Source organism: Psychroflexus lacisalsi (assembly GCF_020164495.1).
Taxonomy (GTDB): domain Bacteria; phylum Bacteroidota; class Bacteroidia; order Flavobacteriales; family Flavobacteriaceae; genus Psychroflexus; species Psychroflexus lacisalsi.
In genome coordinates, this window is sequence record NZ_JAIQYZ010000001.1 from 795,520 (window position 1) to 807,815 (window position 12,296).

Sequence of the window (12,296 nt, forward strand, 5' to 3'; positions counted from 1 at the left end):
TTACACAAAAACTTATATTTGATCTAAAACCTAAAGGTGCTCACATCCATTCAAAATTTTTTTCTTAACAAAAAGCTGGAGACTATAAAACCTCCCAAACTGGATAATTTTGAAGGATCAAAGATTGGTATTTTATTCAATGATGATGCTTCAGATAGATATCAATTACAGCAATTAATTGAGAAGAATTTTGATGTAGAACCTTCAGAAATCAACTTTCTTGGATTTAGCAGGCATCGGTACGACAGAGTTGAAAAACCAGATTTTGTTTTTATTCAAAAAGATTTTTCTCTTTTCGGACAACCTAACTCAGAAGTGATTACCGATTTTATAAGTCAGAAGTATAAATTGTTATTTAATTTTTTCGGTAGAGATGAATTGTGTTTGGAACTTGTCTCACAACTTACTGAAGCTAAATTGAAAGTGGGTTTAAATGAATCCAATGAAAAAATAAGTGATCTTTTACTTGCTGTAGATTCAAAAAACCTCGATTTCTTTAAAGAAAGTTCAAAATACATTAAGCAAATAATATAGAAAACAGATGAAACAATTCATGGGAACAGGTGTTGCTCTTGTAACACCTTTTACTGGAGAGAATGAAGTTGATGAAAATGCACTAAGACGTTTAGTTCAATTTCAAATTAAAAATGGAGTAGATTACATAGTAGTTATGGGGACTACTGCAGAAAATGCAACCCTCACTAAAGTTGAAAAAGAACTTGTAAAGACTATAATCAAAAAGGAAAACAATGGACAGTTGCCGCTCGTGTTAGGCGTGGGAGGTAACAATACTTCTCAAGTTTTAAAAGATCTTTCTACAGAAAATCTAGATGGATTTGATGCAATTTTATCTGTTTCTCCTTATTATAATAAACCCACACAGGAAGGAATTTATCAACACTTTGCTTTAATTTCTAAAGCATCACCACTTCCAGTCATTCTTTATAATGTTCCTGGAAGAACGGGATCCAATATGTTGCCGCTTACAGTTACACGTTTAGCGAATGATTTTGATAATATTATAGGTATAAAAGAAGCAGCTGGAGATATTGTTCAGGCTATGGAGATGATCCGAGATACACCTACAGACTTTCTTGTAATTTCTGGAGATGATATGATTGCTTTGCCAATTGTTCTCGCCGGTGGCTCTGGGGTAATCTCAGTGATGGCTCAAGGTTTTCCTTCTGAATTTACTAAGATGATGAATTTTGGTTTACAGAAAAAAGTAAAAGAAGCTTACCAGATTCAGTTTCAGTTGATGGATGGTATTGATCTTATTTTTAAAGAAGGCAATCCTGCTGGAATTAAAACTGTACTTGAGCTCAAAAAGTTAACTGAAAGTGATGTGAGGTTACCTTTGATGAAAGCAACTTCAGAATTGAAATCTGCTTTAAGTGTTTTTCTTAATCAATTGAAATAAGCTGAAAAATCTTGCGTTTTTATTATCGAAGATTTATCCCTAATTTTGCACGATATTTAAGTTTATGAAGCGTTTAATTGTTTTACTGATAATAGCTCTCGGTTTTACTTCCTGTAGCGAATACCAGAAAGTCTTAAAAGAGAAAGAAATTCTCCCAAAATATGAGCTCTCCAATGAGTTTTATGAAAAGGGAATTGAGACTGGTAAGAACAAATACTTCCGAAAAGCTATTCGCTTATTCGATCAGATTTTACCTCAGTATAAGGGTAAACCATCTGGGGAAAAGGTGAGTTATATGAATGCTAACGCTCATTACTTGGTCGGAGATTATTTCTTGTCGGGTTATCTTTTTGAACGTTTTTCAAAATCATATCCCAATAGTGAGAAAGTAGAAGAGGCTTTTTTCAAAAGTGCAAAAAGTTACTATGAAGTTTCTCCTATCTACAGCAAAGATCAGGAAGACACACGTACAGCAATATCCAAACTACAATTTTATATCAATACATATCCAGACGGAGAACACTTTGTATCGGCCAACGAGATGATACAAGAATTAAGTATTAAAATAGAAATGAAATTTTATGAAATAGCAAAACAATATCACCACACAGAACGATATAAAGCTGCTATCCAATCTTTTGATAATTTTATACTTAAGTTCCCAGGATCAAAGTACAGAGAAAAAGCTTTTTTCTATAAATTTGAATCCGCTTACATTTTAGCAATAAATAGTATTTCATCGCTTGTGCCAGAACGTTTAGCAGAAGCAAAGATTTATTATGAAGATTACATCAAATATTTTAGTGGAACTGAATTATCAGAGCAAGCCAAAATATATGCAACAGACATAGAAGAACGAACAAATACCTTAACAGAATTATGAATTCAAATATCAAACACACCAACGCTCCATTAAGCACAACTACTATTAATAAAAATAAAGTAGATTCTGCAACGGGGAACATTTACGAAGCTATTTCAATTATTTCTAAGCGTTCCAACCAGATCAATGTTGAGATGAAAAAGGAGCTTTTGGAGAAATTGGATGAATTTGCAACTTACAATGAAAATCTTGATGAGGTTTTTGAAAACAAAGAGCAGATTGAAGTATCTAAATATTACGAAAGACTACCTAAACCACATTCTATTGCAATGGATGAATGGCTAGATGACAAAATTTACTACAGACACACAAAAGAAAATACTGAAGAATAAAAGGTATTATCGATGAGTATTTTAAGCGGCAAGCATATCCTATTAGGAATTACGGGTGGTATTGCCGCTTATAAATCTGCATTTCTCGTAAGACTTCTTAAAAAAGCTGGAGCAGATGTGAAAGTTGTGATGACTCCAGAATCAGAACAATTTGTAACACCACTTACTCTTTCCACACTTTCTGAAAATCCTGTGGTCTCTTCATTCACAGATGAAGAGAAAAACTGGAATAATCATGTTGATCTTGGATTATGGGCTGACCTTATGTTGGTTGCGCCTGCAACAGCCAACACTTTATCTAAGATGGCGTCTGGAAGTGCCAATAATTTATTACTTACAACTTACTTATCAGCTAAATGTCCAGTCTATTTTGCTCCTGCTATGGATCTTGACATGTATAAACACGCATCTTCTAAAGCATCTATTGCCAAACTTATAAGTTTTGGAAATAGATTCATAAAACCAGAATCCGGTCAATTAGCCAGTGGTCTTGTGGGGGAAGGAAGAATGGCAGAGCCAGAAAATATCGTAAAATTTCTGGAAAAAGACATCCTATCAAAATTACCCCTTTATGGTAAAACAGTTACTATTACTGCAGGTCCTACCTATGAAGCTATAGACCCGGTTCGTTTTATCGGTAACCATTCTAGCGGAAAAATGGGATTTGAGCTTGCGCATCAAGCTTTAAGCTTCGGAGCTGAGGTCAATTTGATTACAGGACCGACACATTTGAGCTTGACTCACAGCAACTTAAATAGAATAGATGTAGTGAGTGCTCACGAAATGTACGAAGCCACAACATCGTATTTCGAGAAATCAGATATTGTTATTGCTGCCGCTGCTGTATCGGATTATAAGCCAAAACAACAATTTGATAAAAAACTCAAGAAGAGTGAAAATGCGATGCAAATCGATTTGGAGCCTACTCCAGATATCCTGAAGTCTTTAGGTGAAAAAAAAACACACCAGATTTTAGTTGGTTTTGCTTTAGAAACCAATGATGAGGAAAAGAACGCGAAAGCTAAATTGGATAAGAAAAATTTAGACTTCATCGTATTGAATTCTTTAAATGACGAGGGAGCAGGTTTTAAGAAAGACACCAATAAAATCAAGATTATAACAAAATCAGAAATAATTCGTTTTGAAACCAAGCCTAAATCTGACGTTGCTACAGATATTATGAATTTTATTCTCAAAATTTCTGATCGATGAATTTTAAATGTGTATTGCTTGCGATTTTTTTTCCTTTTGTAGTTTTTTCTCAAGCTATTGAAGCTGAAGTTTTTCTGGATGCGCAACAAACAGGCAGAAATCAATTGTCAATTTTTTCAACCTTAGAAAGAGATCTCTCTGAATTTATCAATAACACTCAATGGACCGATTCCAACTTAAAACCTCACCAAAAAATTAAGTGCAGTTTCAACGTTATAATACAGGGTTACGATTCCGATAATTTCCAGGCGACTCTTCAAGTGCAGTCGTCGCGACCTGTCTTTGGATCTTCGATGAATTCAATTTTACTGAACATCAAGGACAATGATTTTAATTTCACTTATAAAGAGTTTGAACCTCTTAATTACAATCCAAACGTATTCAACAGTAATTTAATTTCTACTATTAGTTTTTACATTTACACAATTTTGGGATATGATGCAGACACTTTTATGGAAGACGGAGGAACCGTATTTTATGAAGAAGCTAGGAAAATTGTGAACGCAGCAGGGCAAAGAGGTGGTAATGGCTGGGCAGACTCTGGGGCTTCTCAAAGTAGATTTGGAATTAATAGAGATTTGCTCTCAGGTAACTTTTTCAATTTCAGAAAAGCATTATACATCTACCACAGAAAAGGTTTGGACGTGATGAATCAAGATGTAGAAACTGGAAAAGAAAACATCCTGACTGCCATAAATTTGATTTCTGAAAATTCTAAAAGCAGACCTAATGCAGCTTTGTTCAGAATTTTCTTTGATGCAAAATCTGACGAAATCATGCAAATACTGAACGGTGGACCAGAAATGAATATTGGTTCTACTGTAAGTACTTTAAATCAAATCGCTCCAGTTCATAATCGAAAATGGCGTATGATCGCCAACTAATTATAGTGTAGATCTCACAATATTTAGTAGATTAGCTTTCAATTTAATTTCTAAATTTTTTATTTGTGCTAAGAGTTCTTGGGATCAAAAATTTTGCTCTTATTGAAGACATAAGTCTTGAATTCACCGATAATTTTTCAATTATAACTGGTGAGACAGGTGCAGGAAAATCTATCATTCTTGGAGCACTTTCTTTATTGCTAGGTAAGCGGGCAGACTTAAACTCTATAAGGAATTCCAAAAAAAAATGTATCATTGAAGGTCAGTTTTCAATTGGTGCATTCAATTTAAAATCTTTATTTGATCATTTAGATTTGGACTATGAAGAAGAGACAATCGTCAGGCGAGAAATATTACCTTCTGGAAAATCTAGAGCTTTTGTAAACGATACACCTGTAAAGCTTTCTAACTTAAGCGAGCTTGGGATTCACCTCATAGATATCCACTCTCAGCATGAAACCTTATCAATAGGAAATCAGGATTATCAATACGACGTTTTAGATACTGTTGCTCAAAATTCTGAACTCAAGCAGCTGTATAAGGAAAATTACAAGCTTCTCAATAAATTAAAAAAGGAATTTGATGAATTAAAAGCTAGTCAGATTAAAGCTGATGAAGCTTACGATTATAATGTGTTTTTACTTTCAGAATTAACGGAAGCCAATTTAAAACCTGGACTTCAGGAAGAATTAGAGTCTACGCAAAGCAAACTAAGTCATGTAGAAGAGCTTCAGGAAAAACTAGGACAATCGTATCAACAACTAGACGACGAATCAGTAGGGGTTGTGGCACAATTGAGAGAAATCAATTTGCAACTTCGTAAAGCTTCACAGTTGGATCCAAGCCTTGAAGAACTTTATCAAAGAGTTGAAAGTATTTTAATTGAGGCTGAAGATATTAGTTCTGAAACTCAAAATCAATTGGAGTCTCTAGACGCAGATCCCAAAGCTCTTGAGGAAGTAAATGAAAAACTCCAACTGATTTATACTTTGCAGAAAAAGCATCATGTTTCAGATATTGAGCGCTTGATTGATGTAAGGGAAGATCTTGATCTACAGGTTTCGGTAAAAGAAAACGCTGAAAAAGAACTTCAAGAGGCTGAATCTAAAATCAACACGCAAAAAGAAAAGCTTACCAAGTTAGCTGAACAACTTTATGAAAGTCGATTGAAAACAACCAAAACAATAACTGAAGTGGTGGAGGAAATGTTAAGCGAATTAGGAATACCTGACGCAAGACTTGTCATTAAAGGAACTTTAGATGCTACATTCACTTCAAAGGGGGCCGATAGTTTTGAGTGGTTATTTTCAGCCAATAAAGGGAGTGAACCACAGGATATTAAGCGTGTAGCCTCAGGAGGTGAGATGTCAAGAATTACATTGGCAATCAAAAGTCTTCTGGCTCAATTTGATAACTTACCAAGTATAGTTTTTGATGAAATCGATACTGGAGTTTCAGGAGACGTAGCAACCAAAATGGGAGTGATTATGAAAAAAATGTCTGCATCCCTTCAGGTGATCTCTATTACTCATCTGCCACAAATCGCTGGTATGGGTCAACAGCATTTCAAAGTATTTAAAACTGTTCAAAACGAAAAAACTCAGACTAATATTCAAATTTTAAAGAATCAAGAAAGAATTGTTGAGCTTGCTGAAATGCTTGGAGGGGATAAAACTTCTGAATCTGCATTGGCACATGCTCAATCTTTGTTAAAATGATTAACTTTACAGCACTAAATTAAAAAACAGACTATGTCATATAATTTACTAAAAGGAAAGCGAGGGATTATTTTTGGAGCCTTAGATGAAAACTCTATCGCCTGGAAAACAGCCGAACGTGCTCATGAAGAAGGAGCTGAATTTGTTCTTACCAATGCTCCTGTAGCATTGAGAATGGGAACTATTAATACGCTTGCTGAAAAAACAAATTCTGAAGTCATACCAGCTGATGCTACAAAAGTGGAAGACCTGGAGAACCTTATTGAAAAATCACAAGAAATTCTTGGAGGCAAATTGGACTTTGTTTTGCATTCTATTGGAATGTCAATTAATGTAAGAAAAGGCAAGCACTACACCGATCAAAATTACGACTGGACTCACAAAGGTTTAGATGTGTCTGCAATGTCTTTTCACAAGTTGATGCAAACATTGTATAAGAAAGATGCCATGAATGAATGGGGTAGTATTGTCGCTCTCACCTATATGGCAGCTCAGCGTGTATTCCCTGATTATAATGATATGGCCGACAATAAGGCTTATCTGGAATCTGTAGCTAGAAGTTTTGGTTACTTTTTCGGAAAAGACAAAAAAGTGAGAGTGAACACGATTTCACAATCACCAACGCCTACTTCTGCTGGGCAAGGTGTGAAAGGATTTACTGGCTTCATGAACTATGCGGAAAAGATGTCACCACTTGGAAATGCAACAGCATTGGAGTGCGCAGACTATACATTGACTTTATTTTCTGACCTTACCAAAAAAGTAACCCTTCAAAATTTATTTCATGACGGGGGGTTTTCCAATATGGGCGTAAGTCAAGAAATTATGGAAGCGATGGAAGAGTAGGCAAAACAATATATTTTATATTATCAATCCCGAAGCAGAGCTTCGGGATTTTTTATTTGTAATATCTTTACATCATGGTAGAGCTTCATTTTTCATTCATTATTCCTGTTTACAACAGACCTCAAGAAATTAAAGAATTATTGGATAGCCTTACATTACTCGATGGAAGCTTTGAGGTTGTGATTGTTGAAGACGGCTCTCAAATTACTTGTAAGGATGTAGTTGATGATTTTAGTAAGAAATTAAATATTTCCTACTATTTCAAAGAGAATTCTGGACCTGGTGATTCAAGAAATTTTGGAATGAATAAGGCCAAAGGAAATTATTATATCATTTTGGACAGTGATGTTATAGTTCCTGATAATTATTTAAAAACGATATCCAAAGCTTTATCAGAAAACTATCTAGACTGTTATGGGAGTGGTGACAAGGCTTTAGAGTCCTTTAGTTCAGTCCAAAAAGCTATAGACTACACCATGACATCTATACTTACCACAGGCGGAATAAGAGGTGGTAAACAGTCTAAAATTTCAAGATCATACGAACCAAGAAGTTTCAATATGGGAATTTCCAAAGCTGCCTTCCTTGATTCTGGAGGTTTTGGTAGAATCCATCCCGGTGAAGATCCAGATTTATCAATTAGGCTAAGAAAGTTGAAATTCAAAGTTGGATTTATACATGGTGCACATGTGTACCATAAAAGGAGAACAGATTTTAAAAAATTTTCACAGCAAGTTTATAAGTTTGGTTTAGCTAGACCAATTTTAATATCACGTTATCCAGAAACTTCAAAGTTGACTTATTGGTTTCCGTTTGTTTACAGTGTAGGATTGCTATTAGGATTCATTTTGATTTCATTTAAGCTTGATTTTATATTATATTTTTATGCACTTTACAATTTTTTGATATTCGTTGATAGTCTCGTAGACTACAAGAATTTAAAAATTGCTTTATTCACGGTGCTTTCAACAAATATTCAATTTGTGAGTTATGGTGTTGGATTCATCTTGAGTTACTTTAAAATATGTATATTAAAGCAAATACCCGAAAAAACATTTCCAAAACTATTTTTTAAATAAATGAGTAAATATAAACAGATTGATAAACTCAAGACCAACCTCAAAAAGAAAAACTATAAGGCTTTTTTCTTTTTTATAGGATTTACTTTACTTATCTGGATCTTTGTTCAAATGTCGAAAACCTATGATCATGAGTTGAAATTGTCCTTTCAGCTTAAAGAAGTTCCTCAGCATATAGTTATCGAAGACAAATCTCAAGATATTGCCATAGAAGTCAACCATACAGGTTTTAAGATCTTGTTTATCAATCTTTTCAATTCGACTCTCACCTTAAATTTTGACGAACTGGACTCTATTGGTAATGCGTATACATTCAATCTAAAACAGAATAAATCTAAAATAGCAAAGCCATTAAGGGTTTCATCTGGTGAATTAGAAATTCTTCAGGACAGCCTTTACTTTCCTTTTTTTAAGTTGACAACAAAAAAATTAAAAATAAAACCAAACTTTCAAGTTAGCTTCAGCAAGGGATATGATTCTATTGAAAATTTCAGTTTCGATCCAAGTCATATTGAAGTTTCTGGAAACGACTCCATTTTAAAAGACCTTGAATTTATCTCAACAGAGAAGAAGAATCTTAAAGACATCTCAGACACTTTATACGGGACTGTTGACATTCAAAAGATTGACAGTGTTTCAATTAATTATCTGGTCGAAACTGTTAAGTATACTTTGCCTGTTAACAAATTCACTGAGGGTAATTTCGAAATTCCTATTGATGTAGAAAACAAAGCGAGCAATGAAGAGTTTGTGATTTTTCCTAAAACCGCTAAAGTCAATTTCAAAACTAGTTTATCAAATTATGAGAAAATAGACGAATCTGGCTTTAAGGTAGTTGCTAAATTTGAACCAGATGAAGATTTTATGATTTTAGAACTCGTGAAACAGCCGAAATTTGTCAAGAATGTTTCTCTCGAGAATTATAAAGTTGATTATTTGATAAAGCGATGATAAAAATTGGACTCACTGGAGGTATTGGAAGTGGTAAAACTACTGTTGCACAAATGTTTAAAGATAAAAAAGTTCCTGTCTTTACTGCTGATATTGAAGCTAAAAAAATACTAGATCGGCCTGAAGTTTCTTCGGAAGTTTCCCGCGTCTTTGGTATTAAATTGAATTCTGAAAATCTGATTAACAAAGCTGAACTTGCCAAAATAGTTTTTAATGATGATAAAGCTTTGGAAAGGCTGAATTCCATAATTCATCCTGAAGTTCATAAGTATTTTGAAAGATGGCTCTCCATGCAAACAGCTCCTTATATTATCTATGAGGCTGCAATTATATTTGAAAAGAATAGAGCTTCAGACTTTGACTACACAATTCTTGTAACTGCACCGGAAGACTTAAGAATTAAACGTGTTATGAAAAGAGATGACATAACGAGTGCCGATGTAGAATCAAGAGTGAAAGCTCAATGGTCAGAGTCAAAAAAGAAAGAATTAGCTGATTTTATTATCGAAAATATTAATTTAAAAGAAACTCAACAACAGGTTAGTAAACTTCATGAAAAGTTTCTAAGCTTTTCAGATAAATAAAGGCATTGTCTTGTTAACTTTCGGTTAAACACCGAGAAAGCATTTTGTTAAAACTGTAATTTTGACGAAATGAATAAACGCATATTTACATTTATAATTGTACTGATGAGTGTCTCTTTAATAGGGATCATCTTCGTTCAAGGCTACTGGATAAAAAACACAGTAGAGAGTAATGAAGAGCAGTTCTCTATGGGGGCTAAACAGATTCTTATCAACGTTGTTCAGCAATTAGAAAAAGAAGAGATCGACAAATATTATTTCAAATTTGCTTCCATAGCAGATTCTGAAACTCCTGTAAGGGCTCAGCTTAGTGAAATATTTCAAATGTTGCCAGATGATGGAATCTCTACAGAGTATTTTATGTATTCTAATCGTTTATTCCAAGAAGATTATAAAGTAGCATCTCCTTTTCTTGCGGAAAATCAAGATTCTATAGAATTTAAAAAGTTTATCAACCGTAAAGTAACGGCGGTAATGAGAAGGGATGGGATTGATGGAGTTTCACAAAACGCCATGGAGCGTTATGAACGTATTAATAATCTGGAAGAAGAGCAGAAATATTTGTGGCTTGATGCTATCAAAGAAATGGCGTCAAAAATTCCCATACACAAGCGCGTAGATACTTTGGAAATCAAGAAATTGATTGAGGAGCAAATGGATAAGCGAAATCTGAAATCTGATTACGACTTTGGAATTTACAGTAATGCTTTATCTACAAAGGTGAGAACATCAAGCTTTGAACTGAATTCACCCTCAACATATGGTATTCCTGTTTATAGTTATAATGATGAATTTTCAGATTATCAACTATTCATTAATTTCAAAGATAAGAATCAACAGATTTTATCATCAATTGCATTGATGGGTGGGCTTTCAGTATTGTTTACTCTAGTTATAGTTTTAGCGTTTTCTTCAGCAATTGGTCAATTGATAAGACAAAGACAGATATCTCAGATCAAAACTGATTTTATAAATAATATGACGCACGAATTTAAAACGCCAATAGCAACAATAAATCTTGCACTAGATTCAGTGAAAAATCCAATGATTTCAAAAAATCCTGAAGCTGTTGATAGATATATGAATATGATTCGCGAAGAAAATAAGAGGATGCATGCTCAGGTTGAAAATGTGTTGAGAATTTCTAAGCTTGAAAAAAATGAATTGGACATTGATAAAGAAAAATTAAATCTTCACGAAATTATTGAAGATGCTATAAGTCATATTAATTTAATTGTAGAAGACAGGGGAGGTGCTATTAATACAGATCTCAAAGCTAAAAGGGATACTATACTGGCAAATGACTCACATTTTTCCAATGTGATAGTGAATATTTTGGATAACGCTGTAAAATATTCAACAGATGCCCCTGTTATAAACGTAGAAACTGAGAACGTAAACAATTATGTTGTTCTGATTGTTACGGACCATGGAAATGGAATGTCAAAACAAGTTCAGAAAAAAGTATTTGATAAATTTTACAGAGAACATACAGGTGATGTTCATAATGTAAAGGGTCATGGATTAGGTCTTTCTTACGTAAAAAGAATAGTAGATGACCATCACGGTGAAATCTCTGTGAAAAGCGAAAAAGGAAAAGGAAGTTCATTTATAATTAAATTACCATTAATATCATAAATATATGGAAACTGAAAACAAAAAGATTTTATTAGTAGAAGACGATCCAAATTTTGGAATCGTACTTAAGGACTATTTGTCCATGAATGAATACGACGTTACCCATGCTAAAAACGGTATGGAAGGCTTCGAAAAATTCAAAAAAGGAAATTACGACTTGTGTATTCTAGACGTCATGATGCCTTACAAAGATGGCTTTACTTTAGCGAAGGAGATCAGAGCTAAAAATGAGGATATTCCAATTATATTCCTTACAGCCAAAGCAATGAAGGATGATGTGTTGAAAGGATATAAAGTTGGAGCTGATGATTACCTTAATAAGCCATTTGATAGTGAAGTGCTATTGATGAAGATAAAGGCCATTATGCAACGTAAAAACTCTGATACGCTTGCAGATAGCAAGCAATTTGAATTTACTGTGGGTAATTTCCATCTTAATTCTAAGTTGAGGTTTTTAACATTCAAAGACGAAGAGCCTATAAAACTATCTCCTAAAGAGAATGAGTTATTACGTTTACTAGCTCTTTACGAGAATGATTTAATGCCTAGAGAATTGGCATTGACCAAAATTTGGAGGGACGACAATTACTTTACCTCAAGAAGTATGGACGTTTACATCGCCAAATTGAGAAAATATCTGAAAAAAGATGATTCTGTGGAAATTTTAAATATTCACGGTGAAGGTTTCCGTCTAGTCGTAAAAGGCTCTGATGGAAAAGGTGCTTAATTCAAAATAAGCTAACTTTTTT

General features: G+C 33.8%; 13 protein-coding genes. All 13 read left to right on the plus strand.

Features of this window, described 5'->3' with window-relative positions; translation table 11 throughout:
* The first annotated feature begins 36 nt into the window (after positions 1-36).
* The gene (locus LB449_RS03670; RefSeq protein WP_224453715.1) at positions 37-534 is read left to right on the plus strand and encodes a DUF6913 domain-containing protein; all 498 of its coding nucleotides are present in this window, start codon (positions 37-39) and stop codon (positions 532-534) included.
* Between the two features lie 7 nt (positions 535-541).
* Positions 542-1,420 (plus strand): 4-hydroxy-tetrahydrodipicolinate synthase, encoded by an 879-nt coding sequence (dapA, locus tag LB449_RS03675; RefSeq protein ID WP_224453716.1) that lies wholly within the window; start codon positions 542-544, stop codon positions 1,418-1,420.
* Positions 1,421-1,484: 64 nt separating this feature from the next.
* Positions 1,485-2,303: an outer membrane protein assembly factor BamD gene (locus LB449_RS03680; RefSeq protein WP_224453717.1), complete on the plus strand. Its 819-nt coding sequence runs from the start codon at positions 1,485-1,487 to the stop codon at positions 2,301-2,303.
* Positions 2,300-2,635, plus strand: coding sequence for a DNA-directed RNA polymerase subunit omega (locus LB449_RS03685; protein ID WP_224453719.1), 336 nt, complete (start codon positions 2,300-2,302; stop codon positions 2,633-2,635). Before LB449_RS03680 ends, LB449_RS03685 begins: the two co-directional genes overlap by 4 nt.
* A gap of 12 nt (positions 2,636-2,647) precedes the next feature.
* A complete protein-coding gene (coaBC, locus tag LB449_RS03690) occupies positions 2,648-3,847 on the plus strand; it encodes a bifunctional phosphopantothenoylcysteine decarboxylase/phosphopantothenate--cysteine ligase CoaBC (protein ID WP_224453720.1) in 1,200 nt (399 codons plus the stop codon).
* Positions 3,844-4,731, plus strand: coding sequence for a type IX secretion system protein PorD (gene porD, locus LB449_RS03695; RefSeq protein WP_224453722.1), 888 nt, complete (start codon positions 3,844-3,846; stop codon positions 4,729-4,731). The genes coaBC and porD overlap by 4 nt, the downstream gene beginning before the upstream one ends.
* A gap of 65 nt (positions 4,732-4,796) precedes the next feature.
* Positions 4,797-6,449 (plus strand): DNA repair protein RecN, encoded by a 1,653-nt coding sequence (gene recN / locus LB449_RS03700; protein WP_224453723.1) that lies wholly within the window; start codon positions 4,797-4,799, stop codon positions 6,447-6,449.
* 33 nt (positions 6,450-6,482) lie between these two features.
* Positions 6,483-7,295 (plus strand): enoyl-ACP reductase FabI, encoded by an 813-nt coding sequence (locus LB449_RS03705; RefSeq protein ID WP_224453724.1) that lies wholly within the window; start codon positions 6,483-6,485, stop codon positions 7,293-7,295.
* A gap of 74 nt (positions 7,296-7,369) precedes the next feature.
* A complete protein-coding gene (locus LB449_RS03710) occupies positions 7,370-8,374 on the plus strand; it encodes a glycosyltransferase (protein ID WP_224453726.1) in 1,005 nt (334 codons plus the stop codon).
* Entirely contained in the window at positions 8,375-9,325 is a 951-nt protein-coding gene (locus LB449_RS03715; protein WP_224453727.1) for a YbbR-like domain-containing protein, read from the plus strand.
* A complete protein-coding gene (coaE, locus tag LB449_RS03720; protein WP_224453728.1) occupies positions 9,322-9,909 on the plus strand; it encodes a dephospho-CoA kinase in 588 nt (195 codons plus the stop codon). Before LB449_RS03715 ends, coaE begins: the two co-directional genes overlap by 4 nt.
* A gap of 69 nt (positions 9,910-9,978) precedes the next feature.
* Complete coding sequence (locus tag LB449_RS03725) at positions 9,979-11,547, plus strand: sensor histidine kinase (RefSeq protein WP_224453729.1); 1,569 nt, start codon at positions 9,979-9,981, stop codon at positions 11,545-11,547.
* A 4-nt stretch (positions 11,548-11,551) separates the two neighbouring features.
* Entirely contained in the window at positions 11,552-12,274 is a 723-nt protein-coding gene (locus tag LB449_RS03730) for a response regulator transcription factor (protein WP_224453730.1), read from the plus strand.
* Positions 12,275-12,296 lie beyond the last annotated feature (22 nt).